Annotated in this window: 24 protein-coding genes and 1 tRNA gene; 12 read left to right on the top strand and 13 right to left on the bottom strand. The window is 54.7% G+C overall.

The window, feature by feature from the left end; genetic code table 11:
- The first annotated feature begins 212 nt into the window (after positions 1-212).
- The 8 genes from ACOZ35_RS03245 to ACOZ35_RS03210 all read left to right on the top strand — a co-directional run bounded on the left by ACOZ35_RS03245 (position 213) and on the right by ACOZ35_RS03210 (position 6,344).
- Positions 213-1,145, top strand: coding sequence for a VCBS domain-containing protein (locus ACOZ35_RS03245; protein WP_424015038.1), 933 nt, complete (start codon positions 213-215; stop codon positions 1,143-1,145).
- A 269-nt stretch (positions 1,146-1,414) separates the two neighbouring features.
- On the top strand, positions 1,415-2,041 hold the full coding sequence (locus ACOZ35_RS03240) for a hypothetical protein (RefSeq protein ID WP_424015037.1): 627 nt from the start codon (positions 1,415-1,417) through the stop codon (positions 2,039-2,041).
- A 4-nt stretch (positions 2,042-2,045) separates the two neighbouring features.
- Positions 2,046-2,435, top strand: coding sequence for a hypothetical protein (locus ACOZ35_RS03235; RefSeq protein ID WP_424015036.1), 390 nt, complete (start codon positions 2,046-2,048; stop codon positions 2,433-2,435).
- 29 nt (positions 2,436-2,464) lie between these two features.
- Complete coding sequence (locus ACOZ35_RS03230; RefSeq protein ID WP_424015035.1) at positions 2,465-3,307, top strand: hypothetical protein; 843 nt, start codon at positions 2,465-2,467, stop codon at positions 3,305-3,307.
- 5 nt (positions 3,308-3,312) lie between these two features.
- A complete protein-coding gene (locus tag ACOZ35_RS03225; protein ID WP_424015034.1) occupies positions 3,313-3,510 on the top strand; it encodes a hypothetical protein in 198 nt (65 codons plus the stop codon).
- Entirely contained in the window at positions 3,510-3,776 is a 267-nt protein-coding gene (locus tag ACOZ35_RS03220; RefSeq protein ID WP_424015033.1) for a hypothetical protein, read from the top strand. The genes ACOZ35_RS03225 and ACOZ35_RS03220 overlap by 1 nt, the downstream gene beginning before the upstream one ends.
- A 19-nt stretch (positions 3,777-3,795) precedes the next feature.
- Positions 3,796-4,278, top strand: a complete 483-nt coding sequence (locus ACOZ35_RS03215; protein ID WP_424015032.1) for a hypothetical protein — start codon at positions 3,796-3,798, stop codon at positions 4,276-4,278.
- Positions 4,275-6,344 (top strand): hypothetical protein, encoded by a 2,070-nt coding sequence (locus ACOZ35_RS03210; protein ID WP_424015031.1) that lies wholly within the window; start codon positions 4,275-4,277, stop codon positions 6,342-6,344. Before ACOZ35_RS03215 ends, ACOZ35_RS03210 begins: the two co-directional genes overlap by 4 nt.
- A 185-nt stretch (positions 6,345-6,529) precedes the next feature.
- Here ACOZ35_RS03210 and ACOZ35_RS03205 read toward each other — a convergent pair whose 3' ends face one another.
- The 11 genes from ACOZ35_RS03205 to ACOZ35_RS03155 form a co-directional block, all read right to left on the bottom strand.
- A complete protein-coding gene (locus ACOZ35_RS03205) occupies positions 6,530-7,105 on the bottom strand; it encodes a hypothetical protein (protein WP_424015030.1) in 576 nt (191 codons plus the stop codon).
- The gene (locus tag ACOZ35_RS03200) at positions 7,102-8,712 is read right to left on the bottom strand and encodes a hypothetical protein (protein WP_424015029.1); all 1,611 of its coding nucleotides are present in this window, start codon (positions 8,710-8,712) and stop codon (positions 7,102-7,104) included. Before ACOZ35_RS03200 ends, ACOZ35_RS03205 begins: the two co-directional genes overlap by 4 nt.
- On the bottom strand, positions 8,709-9,677 hold the full coding sequence (locus ACOZ35_RS03195; RefSeq protein WP_424015028.1) for a hypothetical protein: 969 nt from the start codon (positions 9,675-9,677) through the stop codon (positions 8,709-8,711). The genes ACOZ35_RS03200 and ACOZ35_RS03195 overlap by 4 nt, the downstream gene beginning before the upstream one ends.
- Entirely contained in the window at positions 9,677-9,844 is a 168-nt protein-coding gene (locus ACOZ35_RS03190) for a hypothetical protein (protein ID WP_424015027.1), read from the bottom strand. Before ACOZ35_RS03190 ends, ACOZ35_RS03195 begins: the two co-directional genes overlap by 1 nt.
- Positions 9,837-10,274 (bottom strand): hypothetical protein, encoded by a 438-nt coding sequence (locus ACOZ35_RS03185; RefSeq protein WP_424015026.1) that lies wholly within the window; start codon positions 10,272-10,274, stop codon positions 9,837-9,839. Before ACOZ35_RS03185 ends, ACOZ35_RS03190 begins: the two co-directional genes overlap by 8 nt.
- Complete coding sequence (locus ACOZ35_RS03180) at positions 10,271-10,411, bottom strand: ribbon-helix-helix domain-containing protein (RefSeq protein WP_424015025.1); 141 nt, start codon at positions 10,409-10,411, stop codon at positions 10,271-10,273. Before ACOZ35_RS03180 ends, ACOZ35_RS03185 begins: the two co-directional genes overlap by 4 nt.
- Positions 10,412-10,639: 228 nt before the next feature.
- A complete protein-coding gene (locus tag ACOZ35_RS03175) occupies positions 10,640-11,035 on the bottom strand; it encodes a hypothetical protein (protein WP_424015024.1) in 396 nt (131 codons plus the stop codon).
- A 268-nt stretch (positions 11,036-11,303) separates the two neighbouring features.
- Positions 11,304-12,269: a hypothetical protein gene (locus tag ACOZ35_RS03170; protein ID WP_424015023.1), complete on the bottom strand. Its 966-nt coding sequence runs from the start codon at positions 12,267-12,269 to the stop codon at positions 11,304-11,306.
- On the bottom strand, positions 12,266-12,610 hold the full coding sequence (locus tag ACOZ35_RS03165) for a hypothetical protein (RefSeq protein ID WP_424015022.1): 345 nt from the start codon (positions 12,608-12,610) through the stop codon (positions 12,266-12,268). The genes ACOZ35_RS03170 and ACOZ35_RS03165 overlap by 4 nt, the downstream gene beginning before the upstream one ends.
- Positions 12,607-12,774 carry a hypothetical protein gene (locus tag ACOZ35_RS03160; protein WP_424015021.1) on the bottom strand — a complete coding sequence of 56 codons (168 nt, stop codon included), beginning with the start codon at positions 12,772-12,774 and terminating at the stop codon, positions 12,607-12,609. The genes ACOZ35_RS03165 and ACOZ35_RS03160 overlap by 4 nt, the downstream gene beginning before the upstream one ends.
- A gap of 17 nt (positions 12,775-12,791) precedes the next feature.
- Positions 12,792-12,986 (bottom strand): hypothetical protein, encoded by a 195-nt coding sequence (locus ACOZ35_RS03155; protein ID WP_424015020.1) that lies wholly within the window; start codon positions 12,984-12,986, stop codon positions 12,792-12,794.
- 346 nt (positions 12,987-13,332) lie between these two features.
- On the opposite strand from ACOZ35_RS03155, the gene ACOZ35_RS03150 reads away from it, so the two are divergent.
- Positions 13,333-13,560, top strand: coding sequence for a hypothetical protein (locus tag ACOZ35_RS03150; protein ID WP_424015019.1), 228 nt, complete (start codon positions 13,333-13,335; stop codon positions 13,558-13,560).
- Positions 13,561-13,717: 157 nt separating this feature from the next.
- On the opposite strand, the gene ACOZ35_RS03145 is transcribed toward ACOZ35_RS03150, so the two are convergent.
- A complete protein-coding gene (locus ACOZ35_RS03145; protein ID WP_424013255.1) occupies positions 13,718-14,863 on the bottom strand; it encodes an ISH3 family transposase in 1,146 nt (381 codons plus the stop codon).
- Between the two features lie 107 nt (positions 14,864-14,970).
- Between ACOZ35_RS03145 and ACOZ35_RS03140 the strand changes: the two genes are divergently transcribed.
- Entirely contained in the window at positions 14,971-15,384 is a 414-nt protein-coding gene (locus tag ACOZ35_RS03140) for a hypothetical protein (RefSeq protein ID WP_424015018.1), read from the top strand.
- 865 nt (positions 15,385-16,249) lie between these two features.
- On the opposite strand, the gene ACOZ35_RS03135 is transcribed toward ACOZ35_RS03140, so the two are convergent.
- Positions 16,250-16,324, bottom strand: a tRNA-Arg gene (locus tag ACOZ35_RS03135).
- Positions 16,325-16,656: 332 nt separating this feature from the next.
- On the opposite strand from ACOZ35_RS03135, the gene ACOZ35_RS03130 reads away from it, so the two are divergent.
- Together ACOZ35_RS03130 and ACOZ35_RS03125 are read left to right on the top strand one after the other, a co-directional pair.
- Positions 16,657-17,256 carry an RAD55 family ATPase gene (locus ACOZ35_RS03130; RefSeq protein WP_424015017.1) on the top strand — a complete coding sequence of 200 codons (600 nt, stop codon included), beginning with the start codon at positions 16,657-16,659 and terminating at the stop codon, positions 17,254-17,256.
- An 83-nt stretch (positions 17,257-17,339) separates the two neighbouring features.
- On the top strand, positions 17,340-17,762 hold the full coding sequence (locus tag ACOZ35_RS03125; protein ID WP_424015016.1) for a CoA-binding protein: 423 nt from the start codon (positions 17,340-17,342) through the stop codon (positions 17,760-17,762).
- Positions 17,763-17,881 lie beyond the last annotated feature (119 nt).

Here is a 17,881-nt window from a genome sequence, read left to right as displayed (position 1 = left end):
TGTGAGCAGCGGTATACCGCCTCCCTACGCTTGTATTCATCCATACCTACGATACACCTAAAGAGTCGCACAGCGTATTAAGCAAATAAGCTCCTTTTTCGGACCCTCCTGTTTTCCCGGGAAAATTCTGGAGCTACCACAACCAAACAATGCGAAATAAACTTATCGCAGTCTTCCTTGCCTTCGCTCTCGTAGCGTCTGGTGTAGGTTCAGTGTCTGCAGCGACGGTTACGTCGTTCGACGATGAAACTACAACTACGACTCCTACAAGCGATTGGACCGAGGGGACTACAGTAAGCTCGTTTAACGCGAGCGAAGATGAATCGAGCAGAATTGAAGTAATCCTTGACGCTGCCCCCACGGGCGACGTTAACATGGAGATTGTCGACCCTGACAGCTCTGAAGTCGTGTACTCCGCGACGATGACGCAGGTTTCGGGCCAGACGACTCACTACGAGTACAACGCCAGCCACGACGAGCTCTCCGAGCTCCCGATTGACGCTGGCGAAACCAAGACCTTCACGGTGAAGGCTGACGACGCAGGGGACGAATCCTCGACCGCGGCGGAAATCAACGTCTCCATCGCTAACTCTAACGACCGCTCTGTCATCCGTGTCGGCGACGCTGCACTCAACGCTGAGGACAGCATCGTTGCGCTCGACTCCGGGTTTGACCTCCGCGGCGCAATTGGTGACCTCTTCGAAGTTGACTCTGCATCCGTTGACGACGAGGTAATCCTTGTACAGGAAGACGCAAACGGTGACGCTGTCACTGACCGGACTGTCTCGTACGACCTCGCAGCATCTGACGTATCGGACGCTTATGATACCGCTGCTGAGTTCAATGACGAGGACGGTGAATGGATGGTTCTCTCGACCGCGTTTGTCGAGGGCGAGCCCGTTAAGGTATACAACGGAGCGCCTGAGGACACTCCCGAAGAGGGACACTACGCAGTCTACGACGAGTCCTCGGACGTACTGACCGTCCACATTAGCGACGATTACGACAAGCAGTCTGTCGACATCAGCTCGACTGGTGGCTCGTCCTTCTCCGTTGGCGACGTATTCGCTGGAGACGGCCTCTTCGACGCTAACGTATTCGCTGACAACTTCGGCGTCTCGGACATCTTCAAGGTGGTCGGGTAAACACCCGGTCTCTCTTCTTAGACAATGTTAAAAATTATTGAAAAATACCCGTATGGTGCCATTGGCGTCACAGCCACAGCTGGTTTCATCGGGTTTGTAGCAGCCGGACCTGTCGGCTCCCTCGTTCTTGGGGGCAGCACGTTCGTCGGTCTCGCTCTCGCTGGTCGCTTCCTGTAAGCAGTCAGTGACGAATTAACACACGCACGTACGGTACTCAACGCGAGTCGAGGTTCGATTCCTCGCGTGCGTCTATCCCTTCTGGGACACGTATGAATCTCAACCAAATACTTGGAGTCCTCTTTGTAGTCCTCCTCGCTTTCTCCGGGATGGCCCTACCCGCATCTGCTGCAGCAGATGACTGTGGAGCCCTCAGCGACTTACTCGGTGATTGCGACGACGCGAACGACGACGGACTCTTTAACGCAATCAAAGCTGGCGTCAGCGGTCTCATTGACCGAGCGACGTACTCAGTAGCAGGTGGCACAGACACAACCGCACAAGAGCAGGCAGACAAGGTACAAGCGACCTTCAACGCTGACAGCGCTCAAATCGCTAATTACTCGGATAAGCGCATCACCCCGACCGATGATTATGATGTAATCCGCCTCGAATTCGTCGACGACTCCGGGGACAAAGCGTCGAAGTACCTCGTCACAACGATTGACGCGAACAACTCTATCTCCAACGTCGAGATGGTTGACTCCACGGACCAGTCTATCGACGCTTACCTCAGTATTGAAGGATACGCGTTTGAGCAGTCTGAAACTGAGCTCGACCGATTTATCACCAATTACGTTGATGAGGACAAGACCCCCCAGAAGTCATACCTAATCAACAAAGCGGCTAAGTTCGACGGTGACATCAGCGGAACTCTCCTTCGCGAGCTCTCCGGGTGATTAGATGAGCCTACGAAGACAACTACGAGCGTTTCAACGGAACCTCAAGCAGTTTTTAATCGATGTCAAGCCTGACCAGATTGTCCCGCCGTTTGTGTGGTCGACTATCGCGTACTACGCGTACTCTATTCCAGTAGCGTTCGGCTTGCTCGAAGGTCGTGACGACAGTAATCAGATGCTCGTCGCATCTATCGCGCTCATCGTCGCTGCTATTGTCTCCTCAGTCGTCTCCGCGGGCCTCACGCTCTTCTTCGTCGGGGTGTTCGCTCTACTCCTTTTCGTCGCAGTAGCTCGGTGGTTCCCAGCGTTCGATTCGATTTGGCAGAAGTGGACCAAGTACCCGAGTAAGATTGTAGCGAGAGTGTACAAGCTCGTTTTCGAGTGGGACCTATGATGAAACCCAGTAACGTATTTTTCGTACTCATGCTCGTGCTGGCGAGCATCCCGCTCTCCGCAGCTGCCGCCGCTCCCGTCACCACGCTAGACAAAGACCACGCACTGTGGACCGATGACAAAAAAGAACAATACCGAGACTCCGGACTCGCCAAATCCGTCATCAACGCTCCCGACGTAACGATAACAGCCAGCGTTGACAAAGACGGCTGTAACGCTCGCTCGCTCACACACCCGGACATCGCGTACGACTTCCTCTGCATCGACTACCAAGAGGATATCAGCCGCACAATCCGACTCCACGTCCCTCGTGGCTACTTTGGGCTTCACAACGGTGTGGTAGAGAGCCTCGAAGAGAACGGTGAAGCTCGCGTCAGCATCTCGCCTGACGAGGACTACATCATCGTCCACGTCGAGGTCGACGGCCCCACTAAGATGACCATCCCGATGAGCGAGACAGGAGCCGTCATTCAACTCGGTAGAGAAACCACAGGAAACGCTGTTGAGGAATTTACCGGGTTTGGACAAGCTGGGGATGAATGGGAGTACATTGAAGCAGGCGAGTTGTCCCCCGACTCTGGAGCGTACGTGATTAACGCGCCAGAGGGCGATACAGCTAAGCACATCCTCGTAGAATATCAAGAAGAAGATACATGGGCGCGACCCGGTCGCTCTTCTGATACGTATAAACCAATCTACACGGTTGAGCGCGACGGTGTAGACAATAAACTGTACGTCCACGCTACAACTGCTGACGCTCCGCAAGTACGCTACAAACTGGAACCCGGACCCGTCGACCGCATCTTTGGATACGGTAACGAGTTGATGCGCGGACCTGCTCGTGTCATCGACTGGTTCGCTAACCTATTCTGACTATTATGAGTATACTTGACTTCCTCCAGATGGACTCGTTGCTGGGTATCGCTTTTGTAATATTTGCTCTCTTAGCCTTCATCGCGTACGGCTGGGGGCCAGTGCTACTAATTGCAATCCTCATCCTGCTCGTCATCTTGCTGGTGATTCGCGGTCTCGGCTTCCGCGTGAGCGACTTTATCAGCGGTCGAGGTGGTCGCTGATGGATGCGCGCGTACTCTTCCTTACCTTCGCCGTCTTGATGCTCTTCGCAGGATTCGTCGCCGCACAACGCTACCCTCACCTGCTCTACGCACCGTACAAAGGCATCACGTTCCTTAGGATAGTGATGTCGGGGATATTCCTGCTCTCGCTCACCTTCTTGATTTTCACCGTGTTTGGAGTTGCAGGCGGAGTGATTTCGGGCATTATCCTGTTCTTCGCGGGTATCGTGATGTACTACGACCGGCCTGACAAGGATATCAGATAATCTCTTAAGTTGATAATTTATGAACCAATTAGACAAACTCCAGCAGAAGTGTGTCGCAGCTCTCTCAAACCCACATTTAGACCCAGACGTATCTGACGAGCTCCGAGAACGATTCAACACGGTACAACGTAGAGTGAGCCGACTTGAAGACAAAGACAGCTTCAGACGCTTCCTGAGAGCCTACATTCAAGACGAATACCTCAAATACACCACGACGACGGAAACAGAGGACACGCGGGACAAACCCCTCTGTCACTGCGCAGGCGCACCGTGTGAGCTCCAACAAGGACAACTCCCCGAGCGCATCAAGCGATGGGGCTCTGTATACCGTCCCACTCCGGACCCCGACGAGCTCGTCCTCCAGTTCTCCGAAACCCACGAGACAGAGGTCGTCATCACCGAAGCACGAGACGCATGGTACGCAGAGTTCGCAGAGTGTGAATCCGAGTTTCTGGACATCATTCTCGCGGCGAAGAAAGCTAGCCGCCCTGAACTCGCATGAGTTCCTCCAGAGATATTGGCGAACACATCCGCAGTGAACGCCGAAAAGAGCTATCCATCAACCGGGAAGAGCTCATCAAAAGCGCGGTCGAACATGGTAACGAAGCTCTCTCAGAAACAGACTGGCCGCGTCTCGCTGCTATTTCTTGTGAGATACTTTACCCCGCTCTCGACATTGATGAGTACACGATAGACGATTACCACCGCGCGGTCCAAGGCCGACCGCTTGACTGGCACTGGGACGACCTGTTCTTATTCGTCGACGACCCGGATACTGACTACTGGACGAGCGAAGCACAGTCCTACGACGGCCAAGTAGCGCTCAAACACATTTTTCTTAGTCTTCAGAGCGCCGCGGTCGTCGAAGGCGTCGTCGACAGCGAACTCTCCCGAGAGATACCGGTATTCGGCTACAATCTCCAACTGGGGCGACGCTGGCTCCCGTGGATGGCTACACGTGATGATGAGCAGGTACTCCGGTCTCTCGACCACTCAGAGATGGTCATCGCCGCAGGTGCGCACGGGAGTGGTAAGAGTACAGCTGGGCAGACGGAAGCCGAGGACCATGTCGCGGCAGGTAACAAGCTCATCGACCTCCACGACCAGTCAAAGGCTGAGAACGCTCTGTACGACGTGGAAGAATCTGATGAAGACCTCATCACTGTCCGAGAAGAGATGGGGCTGCCAATAGGGTTCGACGACGAGTATTCTCGTCCCGGGTTGGAAATCTATGTCCCGATGACGAAATCATTGGACGGGCTCGAACTACCCTACAACACTGAGAGTGACGAATTCGTTGTCAAGCCGTTCGCGATTCCTGCCTCAGAGATTCCGAAAGAAGGCCTCGTGCTGATGGTCGACCAGACCGACGCGCAACAAAAGTACCTGCGTATCGCGTATGAAAAGGTAGACCGGGAGATAGACGATTGGACTCTCCAAGACCTCTCGAACGCTGTATACGAGACTAACGCTCGCGCAGACGTAGCTGACCGTATCCGGGCTAGTCTCGAAGTTCTCCAGCATAAAGGCTACATACGAGATAAACAGAGCTCGAACCTGCTCGAATGGGAAGAGATATTCCGCGACCCCAGTCTCATCACGTCGTTCACTGTGAGTTTGATGGATGACGAGGTCGAGAAGCTCGTCGTCATGCACTATCTACTTGAGAAGATTATCAACGAGCGACGACGACTCGCCCGCGAAAACACTCTCGGCAACTACCCAATGCTCTCAGTCGTCCTCCGGGAGATTCAAAAGCTCGCTCCGTCGCAGAATAAGCGGAGTGAGGACGTTCGAAAAGCATCTATCCAGAGTGCGACGACAGCGACTCTGCAAGAATACGGTGAAGACCTGCGTCACGCACGCTTAGAGATTCTTGCTGATTGCCAGAAATTCAAAGCCCAGTTAGATAACGACGTGAGAGGGCACGCTGACCGTGTCTACGCGTTCAAAGGGCAGGTAGACGACGTGTATGAAGCGTTCAAAACTCGGGTATTAAACAGCAGAGGGCTCGCAGCGACTGTCTCGCAGTATCCGACGGGCCAGTGCGCTTTGCTCAACGAGCAAGGGTACACTATGCCGATACAGATGGCTCCTCCCCGGTCTATGCACTTGGACACGAAGGTATACAGTAACGGATTAATCGCGAGGGTCAGCGTGCTCGACGAAGAAGAAATGCGAGAGGTACCGTGGGACGTGAGTGTTCCAAACAGATTGCTGTTCGAAGAGAGAGTAAATGTTGACGGCGAGGAACCCGACCGCTCAACCTACAAGTTCGCCAGTTCCTGTATCGAGGAAGACGACGAAAGCCGAGCGTTCACCGTTGACTTACACGACGCGTACCGGGTATGGGCGATGACCAACGGCGAAGGGATGGATGTGACGAAGAAACAGTTGATGGAAGACATCGTCGATTACTACTCGCTCGACAAAGACGAGGACAAGACTCGGCCAACCTACACAGATGGCAGCCGCAAAAACGCATGGAAGCGTATCTGCCTGAACGAGCGAGGTCTCGACTATCTTGATAGGGAAGATGAGAGACACAACCTCGAAGAAGTCGCTTAAAACAAGTGCTACCCCCTGTTTCCGACCTAGATTTTAGAACTGTGACGAGCCGACCTCCAACGTCCCGCGCGTATTAACATATAATTGTGCTACCGTGGGGAGGGAGGGTTTAGGGTGACAAGGGTGACATCCCGCCCCCGTGTGGCGATTTGAAGGGTGACGCAAGGGTGACGCAAGGGTGACGCTCACGGACGAAGATATATCAGCTTGTCTCCAACTACCTGCACCTCTCCCTGCTCCACCAACTGCCTCAAGGACGCATCGTACGTCTCAGGAGGATATCTGAAATCATCAACGTGCTCGCGCCGCATATCGACCGCACTAATCCCCTCACGCGACTTGCGAACTTTCTCGCGAAGGTTAGCTGTGATACGCAACCGGCAATCCGCATCCAACCGCGCTCGTGACTCCTCAAGAGAAATTAGCCCCCGGACTACATCTGTGTAATAATACTCAGCGAACGTCGGGCGACCAGAGTCGTAAAACTCAGCGACTGTACGGCCAAGCTCTACTGGGTCCCGATGAGCAAGGTGTACACCACTGATTGTGGCCACGTAAATTGGTGAACCATCCGCATCAGTCACCACTGACCACTTCTTACCACGAGCCTTCCTCAACTGCTTCTTCAACGCTTTTCGGTGTGCTAACTGCTCAGGAGTATACCCGGTCGTCCGAGACCGCCATAGCGTGATGACTACAATCGATATGATGACGAGAGCGAGCAGAATCGCGACAATATCTGGACTCGGCGGTGTCCTCATCGCCGACCACCTGAGATATCCTTAACCTTGCTGTAGAGGCGGTCACCAGCGTCCAGTTCCTCACGAACCGCCATGAGGAGGTCGCGAGTATGCCACACCGGGAGACCGTACTTGGTGGCGTTCTGGTCGACGATGAGCCAGAGAATGTTGAGCACGTCCATATCGGCGCGGGGACGCCCCTCGTCATCCGTGTAATCTGGGTCAGACGCTATTGCTGATAAGAAGTCAGCAAACAGGCGCGCGACATCTTCCCGGGAATCAACGAGAGCGTACGGGTCACCATCCTCCCGAACACTGATATCGAGCTCATCTATGAGGTCTCCCTCAGTCGGTTCAGGAGCAATTGCGAGGCCATCCGTGAAGAGTGCCTGCCGGTCTACATCCTCGTGATGCAATACGCGGCCATCGATTTGGGACCAATCAATTTGGAGGAACACCTCCTCATCAACATCAGTGGGGTCTCCACCGTCTTCAGCGTCCTCAACGAGCTCGTAACCACTATCACTCTCGACGAGTGAGTAACCAAGCTGACCGTGCGCTCGTAGGATAGCCCGAGCAATATCTGTCTCTGTTAGATGCTGGCGGAGCTGCTCGAAACCGGACCACGGATTATCGCCGAGGTACTTGCGGAGGAACTGTGAATGATTATCGCTGAAGCCGTAGTCCTGCCACGTTTTCATTGAAATCATCTGCTTCATCTCCTTCACATACTGCTTCTTCCGCGCCTCGTCAATATCGCCAATCTCAGCCATTTGACGGCGGAGAGTTCGAGCTTCTCGTCGAGCGAGCCAGACAAGGACGGCGGCGGGCAAGAATACGAGACCGATGATGAACCAACCACCGGGGCGGAAAATCAGTAGCGTACCAATTGCCAAGAAGTCGCCTGTAAGTGCGGTTAACGGGTTCTGAGCGAACATGTACCACGGGAAGACTTGCTCGTCCATCAGAGTCTCACACGACTCTACACCGTCACAGAACTCGTCGAAGAGGTCAAGTGTAAACTCGCCAAACTGCGCCCTCTCAGTGAGACGCTCGTAAGATGTCGCGAGAACAAACTCATAATCTGCTTCCTCGATTTTAATGTTAGCACGGTGTGTCACTTGGCCGGCGTCCGTTGACTCGACCCAGTAGACACCGTATGTACCCGAAACACCACCTGTGTCAAGGATATACTGCTCAGACTGCTTATCGTACTTGAGCGACCCCGAATCAACATTGAGTCCAGCACGGATAATATCCGACTCGTTGACCCCCTGTAGATTGATGCGCACTACCTCACCACTAGCCACGTACGTTCGACCGTCATCCTGTTGACGAATTCCTGAGGTCACGTAGTGGGGCTGGGTGACTGTGAGATTAGCAGTAACTTGGTTGGTTGCCGTCTCATTTCCATTCTGAGACGTTTCTCCGTTTTCTCCGCCCGATACCCCGTCTTCGTTGTCAGATGAGTCTGGTGACTCACCAGAGCCGTCTCCAGTCGATTCTACACATTCTTCGAGTTCGTTGTCGTAGACAAATCCTTCTGAACACTCTTCTTGGGCCATTCCGGGGACGGCGAAGAGAGCGAGGACCGCTAAGAGAACGAATAGTACAGTTATTTTTCTCATCGAGAATCACCTGTGCGGTCGTCCGCACGTTCCGTCGCATCCCCAGTTACGCCAGACAAGTCCACAGACTCCTGTGACTCCTTAGCGTTGATAGACCGGTTATTGAGGATTTGCGCAATCACATCTAACTCCGACATCAACCGGTCACGATTATCCGCAGTCAACGACTGCTCCATCGTAGTCATAGCGTCCAACTCTCGCTTGAGCACACGGAGACGCCCCTTAATCCGCTGATTAGTCTCCTCCTGCTCACTCACGTAGCGAGATATCTGATTGCTCGACTTAACGTCGATAGTGCGTGGAATAGACGCCTGAACGTCCGTATGAGTGGAATCAAGGTCGTCTTCGAGCTCTCCTGCGTGAGCTATGTGTACCCGTTTGATGATATCTGCGTCAGTCGACGACCCGTCAACATGGACCGTATGGTCCGGCATCCGGTAACGCAGTGTGTCGTCACCATCAGCGGCGAAACGCGGATATTTTTCCTTGTGTCGCTCAATATCTCGCCGAGCAAACCGGTCACGGATTGTCTGATACTTCTTTCCAAACCCGCGGAAGCCCATTGACGAGAGTGCTTCAAACGCTGTAGAGCCAGTCTCTGTCGTCGTCGCTCGCCCGAAAAAGACAGCTGCGGAGTCCCCGGTGTATACGACGTACTGTTCGATTTCTCCGAGTTTTTCGAGAGCTGAGCCGTGACCCCACACGTACCCTGCCGTCAGGATACCAGCAGCGATAGCAAACGGTGTGAAGGGTTCAACGGCTTGGAATTCAGGGATATACGGAGCGGAAGCGCCAATAAGTCCGATTAGGAAGAACGTAGCGACGGCGGCGAACCAACGACGGTCTCGTATCCAAGCGCTTGCTCGACCGAGTCGGCCAGTATCCTCCCACTCAGGGTCATCGTCCCCGGGAGTCTCTCTAAGCCAACCGACGATTTGCCCGCGCATCCAATTGCGCGCTCCCATCAGAAATCACCCTCGTCGAGGCGTTCCGAGATATCCTCAAACTCACTTTCAAAGCTCTCTTCGCGTCGCTTGAGCCGGTAGAGTTCTTCTTCTAACGCTTCGATTTCTGAGCGAATGCGGTATAGCTCGGCTTGGATGTCGAGCTGGTGACTCTCGATTTCAGACATCGGCATCACCTTGCGGAACAACCAGAGTACCGACGTAGCCCAGAATATACAGTACCACAAACAAGATAACAAGCGAGAGGACGACCTCGTGAGAGTTGGTCGCCATCGTCACGTACGCTTGTACGAGGTCGACGAAACTACCAACAAAATCAAGAGCGAAGTAGAACACCGGGATGAGCAAGTGGACTCCGAGGGAGAGAACAAACACTTTCCCCACTCTCTCGCTCAGCGAGTCCGCGAGGAACCACTCGTTGGTCAAGTAGTATAATATTGGAAGCAGAAGCGAAGTTATTACCAATACTACATAGTCGTAGAGATAGTCTGAGAGGTTTGCGCCAGCGTACTCCCACAATACTAATTCGAAGAGTGCGAGCGCAACGAGTAGCCCGAAAGCAGACCCGAGAATAGCACCAAGACGTGAGTAATTCATTCGGCATCACCGTGGAATTCACGCACAGCGTGGCGGATTGCTTCTGAGGCGGAGTTATAGTGGCCGCTCTCGACCGATTCATCAATTTTAGCTGCCAGTTGCGGAGGGAGGCAGACTTGGAGGCGTACAGTAGTCATATCGCAAAAAAAGTAGTCGTACAGAACTACTCTAACAATATATGGGTACTACTGGGCAGGGTAAAGGTGTATCGTAGACGATAAGAAATTATTCTGAGTCTCCGTCAACGTCAGAATCCCAGCAACGAGGGCAATCAACCATACCCGGGTAAGCCACGCCCTCAGAATGAGTACAAGAACACATAACTATCATATCTGACTACGAATCACTAATGCAAAGAGGTATCGTCACTGAGAAGCCTGCTCTAACACCTCTTCCACGTCTTCCCGGTCATACTCCCCTTCCTCCTCGAACAACTTGTCGAGAAATAGTTCGAGGTACTCCAACGTCTGAGCTTCCGACCGAGTCCATGGAGCGACGACGGTCTCCCCGGAAGGAGTCTCAATCGTATCTATGTCTCGCCACGACTGCTCAGCGATGAGCGCGTCGGCAAGCGGCCCTCGACGCCAAATACTCGACCCCGGACTCGTACGCATCAAATATCCTTTCTCCTCCATCGAGCGCAGCACTCGTCGGGCAGTATGATACTGGCCTTCCTCGAAGGGCAAATCTGATATTTTAAAGCTATCTTGCTTGTATATCATCAGAATTACCTCGTGCCAAACCGAGTCCCTCAAAGTCATACTACGAGATACGCATCTCTATCTTATAAAACAATAGTGGTCAGTGTACAAAATCCGTGAATCCCTGAAAGCTCAACACTCACTAATTATGCTATCTCAATAAAAAAGAGAGGCCGCGAACTTTGAAAGGGGGGAGAACGAGAGTGTAGAGCCCTGCACAGAGAGCGACCAAGGCGAAAACCAGACTCTTGGTCTAAACAAGTGGAGGTTGGGCTTCTACAATTACCAATAGTGCGGGGTACACTATAGGTGTATCGTCAAAACGATACTACCACTCCGGGTACCCATCATTCGGCTCTAGGAAGCTAGTTCCTTCTTGAGCGAGTAGCTGTTCGTAGACACTCACAATCGCTTCAAGTTCTGTTGCGCGCGTATCAAGGTCAACACCGTACGACCACGAGTACGCGTTAATGCGCTTAGCGATGTGACGCCACTTACCCCCATCCCGCTCGTAGCGCTCCTGTAAGTCCTCATCAGAGTGCTTCTTTTCGTACCGGATAGCGTACCGAGCAAGTTTGATGTCTGTACCGTTGCGCATCCCGTATCGCTGGGCCTTAGCGTCTTGAACGTCCCCGGGCATGTTAGACCCGCCGTCAACAGCCCCTGAGGACTGCGTATTGTGTCCGTAGTGGTGGCAGTCGCGACAGAGGCACAAGACGCGGTCTGTCGAGCGGTCGTGGTGGTCAGTGTCCCATCGACCAGACTCACCGAGCTTACCGCACACGGGGCATTCTGGGCGTTGTGACGGGTTCAAATCCCACTCGTCAGCCATGTCGTTCCAGCGGTCTTGATGCTCCCAATTTCGGAATATGTGAGCGTCACGGCTTGGTCCGAAGAACTGGTACGAGCGGAAGAATCCTACAACGAATTCTCGGACTTCCTCCGGGTCGTGTGTCCCGACTTTATTCGAAGGGGTCACAACGAGCTCGTGCCGGTATAACTTCTGTCCACACTTCGGACAAAGCGGACGGTCATAGTAGAGCAACGGAGACGGGAGACCATCGTGCCAGCCATCAAGTTCCTCGTAACAACCGGGGCAGAGTATACTCACATCCTCGTCAGCATACAATCCCTCTTGCACAGCGACAGACATGATAGCCATATCGAGTTCTTCAGACACTCCCTCAATCACTTGTTCAGGTTTGTACTCGCCTGACTGGTGAGAGAGGTCCTTTGCCCCGTCGTACCCGGCAAAATCGCTGTAAGACGCAAACGAGCGACGTTCAGCGCTCATAGGTCACCACCTCCGTTGAAATACCCGTCAGGGAACAGTATGGAATAGTGATTGAGCACGTCCAGCATCATCCACCAGATAGACCGGTGTGTCTGCTCGATATTCTCCTCGTGGAGTAATTCGCCGTCGAACGTTTCGACAGAGAGGATATAATAATCCTTGTCGCGGAGGTCAGTGTCCAGATAGACCGTCGTGTCGGTCTCCGGGCACGGCCACATAAACTGACCCTCACCAAGCTCTACAAGTTCACGCGTGTGCCAGTGCGTCGGAACCGTCTTGTTTCTCTGTTTTCCGTTCTTGTCGACGAGACCGGGTATCGCGACTGTTCTAAAGTTATTCATCGCGAATCACCAGCCACGAGGACTTCGGAGAGCCTCTGTTCGATATTCCAGAGTTCATCAGCGACGCGTCCCAGTTCTTCGGACGCCTCGTCGTCGTCAACCACCATTGTGGCGGCGATGAGCGAATATCGAGCGCTCATCAAGAGCGACTCCGTTTCAGACACATAGTTTGTCGACGACATCAGCGGTCACCGTACTCGTAAATCTCGTAGTCAATCCCGCTCTCGCGCTCCCACGGGGGCGTCGAGTCAGTCTCTTCAGCTTCCAACTCTGCTTGAAGCTGTCGCGTCGTAATGTCTGCCCACGCGAGGACAGCGAGCGACACGACCCACAGACAGAACCCTAAGACGGCCACTGCGACGAATAATTCATTCATCACCTCCACCTGCTCCAAAGAGCGATTCTGGCGTTACACCGAACACTGCGGCGAAGTGTGTGTCCAGTCGTCGTGCTGTTTCACGCGCTCCGGGCGCGTGGTCAATACCGCAATCGTTTCTCGTTTGTTCGTCTCTCATTGTTCTCGACCCCCGCATATCGCGTAAAGGTCTGTCATACTATTGGGGTACTATCAGTATAGGTTTAACTACATCACTAACCAGATATGAAGTAATAAATTATGGGAGCAGGAACCTTCTAGAGACGGATAATTAGATAATTTATATAATTTCTAAGTATATTGTGCGCAGATAAGCCAATATACCCCGCGTACATCTTGACAGTATATGTCAACTACGACAAGTGGAGTTCGAAGCAGAGGTGAACAAGGAGAAAACGAAGGGGAGAACGAAGAAACAGCAGAAGAACAAGTCCGGGGAATCATCCAACGCGCACGCGACACCGGAAGTGAGGACATCGACATGTACGAACGGCTGGTCCTAACACTGGCCGCGCGCGTCGACGACCTCGCCGACCAAGTGGAGAATCAGTCGATCACATCGACAGCCGCGTAACCCCGTTTGATCACGGTGAACCAAACCGAACTAGCTGTGGAGCATCTTCGAACCGCTAGTGAGCATGATTTTCGGGATGGATCGCCGCTGTCGGCGGCGGACTGCCGCCGACGCGACGGCGTCGCCACTCACGACCGCTGTCCGGACCGGTGGACAGCTACCGGAAGAACCGGTCGTCAAGTGACTGGTTCGCTGGAACAGACCTACGCACACCAAGTGCTGTCCAAGCTGCGCGAAGCGTCATTTCGCAGAACTCCGTGAACGACCACTGCAAGAGGCGGCGCCCCCCGCGGCGGGGCGCCGCCACGTACTTCCAGTGGAGATATCGCCAGCTGTTCTGAAGCAGTAGGCTCACTACAAACATCATCAGCCGGAGCCCAGCGTCCTGAGAACTGGTGAAAGCGAGGCTCTGCTTAGCTAATCGGTAGCTCGACTCGATGCCGAAGCGCTTGCTGTAGTGTTCTCGGGCATCCCGTGGTGTGTCGATGAACGGCGCGTCAGCGGCGTAGCCGTGACGCGCCACCCCGTGTTCGTCGTATCGTCCCTGCTGGTAGACGCAGTCGATGAACACGGGGAACGTCACCTCACCGGCGAGATCGTGTTCGATCTCGCGGCTCCAGCCTCTGTTGAGTTCGTCTTGAATCGTCTCGCCCCACTTGACAATCGGCATGACGTAGGCGTAGTTGTGCTTGGACAGCAGTCCGAGGCAGGTACTGTTGTAGAATCCACGATCGAGGTAGACGGCCTTGACGCCGAGGTCAAGGCCGTCGAGCAGTTCGAGGAACTCAGCGAGGACATCGCTGGTGGTATCGCCAGCGACAAGCTGGCGAACCGCCAGCGTGTATCGTTTGTTGCGGACACGTACGTAGAGCGTCGCATAGGCGTGAAACGTCGTTGTTCCACGCTTGGCCTGTGAGGAGTACAGAGCCTCGGTTTCGTCCTCATCACCGTAGTAGGGATCGAGGTGGAGGTCTGCGCAGACCTCCACCGGTCGATCTGGAAGTGTCTCAAGCGTATCTCGCTGAAGCAGCGTGTCTCCAACCGATTCAACCGAATCCAGTTCAAACTGATCGGTGAGATGTCCACGGACGGTATTAGCGTGTGGTGAGTCGTCAGTCGTTTCGCAGACGTGATTGATCGAGGTCCCGCCGGCGCTGGCGCCGGCGAGGACCTCGTACAATGTCTCCGTAGAGACCTCAACGTCTTCTCCGAGATCTACCGAAAGCTCCTCTTCAAGACTGTTGACGACAAAATTAAGCAGGTGCTCTTCCTCTATCTCGCTGTCTGCTTCGGGTTGTTGCACATCTTCCCAAAGCAGACACTTCCTCTAACCCGATGTGATCGACTGAGAATAAAACGTCGAGCGTGCGTACAACCAACAAAATCGGACTCGCCCGGGTAAACGAGCGGATGGACGACGTAGAATCCAAGATGGACCTCTTGAATGCCAAGAAGAACATCAACGTCGACATAGCCAGCGAGCTCTCCGTCATGGAAATGAGACTCTTGCAGGGACACGAGTTCCGACGCGTCGACGAACGAAGAGCAGCGACGCTCGCCAAGAATTACCTAGACTGGGCAGGAGGTAGTGTTGCGGGCGCGAAGCTGAAGGCCAAAGACGCGCGAAAATTCCTATCCGACGCTGAAGGTATCGACCTTGACCCCAAGCTGGCGCACCGAGCGATTGACGAGCTTGTCAAGCAGTCCGGCGGCAAGTTCGTCGTCAGATTAGAACACAACGAGAAAGTGCTTAAACTGCCTAAAGACACTATCTGGTGCCCCACAGAGGAGAAACTGCTCAAAGCGTCAGGGAAGGATATCTGAGGAATTATTTTTTTTTCGACGGTCTCTTTTGCGGGAACTGCTTGACAAATGTCGTCAAGAAGTATTGTCAAGAAATGAGTGCAGACCCACTTTTGTCGGCGGTACACCTTTAGGGTGAGCCCCCCTCCTAATTATTACAACTCGGTTACTTGCACACCGTTAGTCGCGAGTATACTAACGCAAGGATGCCGCCGCAGCCGACGCGACCCCCTCTCGCCCGTTTTTCTTGACGATTGTGCTTGACGACATTTGTCAAGCAAGTCGACTGGCTCGTTCGGGCCACCCCGGACTACTCTCATTCTCTCCCTTCATTCATCTAGAGCCCAGAGGAAGGTCTGCGCTCAGTTTACTATCTCGTGCAGGGTACGCTCGTGGTCAGTGGTGATTGACGAATCTAATAAGGTATTGAGGGGGCGTCTCTATACGTAGTAGTCGTTCGCCCTCGTTCCTGTTTAGTATAGACAAGAATCCCTGTCTAAGCGAGTAGCCTAGGATAGTCTACTTTACAGCAGAATCCTAGTCTAGGTTCTACGTTGAGTGGGGGGTGTTCATGAGAAGTAGTCGTATTGTGTGTTTATAGCGTGTCAAACGGTTTTGAGACCCGTGTCCTAGTTACCGTTGCTCACGGTTTGATACGGTTTCAGCATACGCTATGATTCCGACGACTGAACCATCGAGTGTGAGCGATTACCATAGTTATTTCCCATAGGGGTACTTTGGCTTCTGTTAGATGTCGGGATGGCGATGGGGCGCGCGACAAACAAGCCGCGACAGGTTGGGCTCTAGCGCTTCAACGAGCTACTTTTGCCCTAATGCCGCCGCTGTACAGGGGTTTCGTTTAGCTGTGGGAGGAGTGGAAAACGCATGGGCGCTACAGGATTTGAACCCGTGGCAACTTGGTCCGAAGCCAAGCACTCTGTCCAAACTGAGCTAAGCGCCCTCATCGCCGTGTACTTCCGAGAGCGTGTTAAGTCCCGCGATCCGAAAGCGCCGCCGCGCAGTCCGACGGTTCCGCGCCGGCTCCGGCGGTCGATCAATTCGGTGGCGTGACACGTTCCCGCGATCCGGTGGCGTCTCGTTCCGCGCTGGTGCCGGAATTCGGCGGCTGATCGGGTCCACGACCGCGTCGAGACGACTTGTCGCCTCGTAAGGGACGATCAAAAAGAATATTATTCGGAGCGGGCATGTTTCGGTAGTAGATGTGTCCTGGTCGTACGGCCTCGCGGCCGAACGAGTGGCTCGCGCCGTCGACGTCGCCCCCGAGGTGCGTCCATGTATGAGCTGACGCCGCACTTCGACGCCGAGGTCGAACCCGGGACCAACATCCTGTTGACCGGCCCGCCGCTAAGCGGGAAGCGGTCGATCATGATGGACATCCTCGCCGCGGGGACCGACCGCGACGAGGGCGCCATCGTCGTCACCACCAAGGACGGCGCCGACCGGGTGCTCCGCGACTACGACAAGCGGACGCCCTACGAGGGAAAGCCCGTCGCGGTCGTCGACTGCGTCACCCGCCAGCAGGGCGGCGACACCCGCGAGTCCGACCGGATCAAGTACACCTCCTCGCCGGTGGACATGACCGGCATCGGGATCAAGCTCTCCGAGTTCCTCCAGGCGTTCGGCGACCGCGGCATCGAGCGGAACCGCGTGATGGTCCACTCGCTGTCGACGCTGCTGATGTACTCGGACCTCCAGACGGTGTTCCGCTTCCTCCACGTGTTCACCGGCCGAGTCCAGAGCGTCGACGGCCTCGGGCTGTACAGCATCGACTCGACGGCTCATGACGACCAGGCGATGAACACGCTGAAGCAGCTGTTCGACGGGATCGTCACCGTCCCCGAGGACGGCGAGCCCGAGATCCGGCTCCCCTGACCGGGAGACAATGCAAACTGCCGGTTCCCAGACCGCGACGACCGTGGGGGCCGCTTAATCGTGTCGAGACCGTACGAGGAGCCATGCCCATCACCGACGACGCGGGCCTCGACCGCCTGCTCGACGCCGAGACGATCGCGGTCGTCGGCTGCTCGACGACGCCCGGGAAGGCCGCGCACGACGTGCCCGCGTACCTCCAGAATCAGGGGTACCGAGTGATCCCGGTGAACCCGTTCGCGGACGAGGTGCTCGGCGAGCCGGCGTACGACGCGGTCGGCGACGTCGAGGAGGAGATCGACCTCGTCGACGTGTTCCGGCCGAGCGAGGAGGTGCCGGACGTCGTCGACGACGTCCGCGAGCGCCACGCGGCGCGCGGCGACGCCGGCGCGGTGTGGCTCCAGCTCGGAATCAGCCACGACGAGGCGGCCGCGGCTGCGGAAGAGGACGGGATCGATGTGGTCCAAGACCGGTGTCTCAAAGTCGAACACGGGCGGCTGCGCGGGTAAGCGACAGCGGCTCTGTTGGTATCTATCCCCTCAGACGAGATAAGCTAGATTGAGGCGTTGCTGTCGGCCATCTATAAGTAGACAGGAAGTCTGCGGTCAACATCGTCAAAGCCCCAGTC

This window comes from Halorubrum xinjiangense, assembly GCF_049604745.1.
Taxonomy (GTDB): domain Archaea; phylum Halobacteriota; class Halobacteria; order Halobacteriales; family Haloferacaceae; genus Halorubrum; species Halorubrum xinjiangense_A.
Note: the sequence above shows the minus strand (reverse complement) of the source record. Positions and strands in the feature narration are given on the sequence as shown.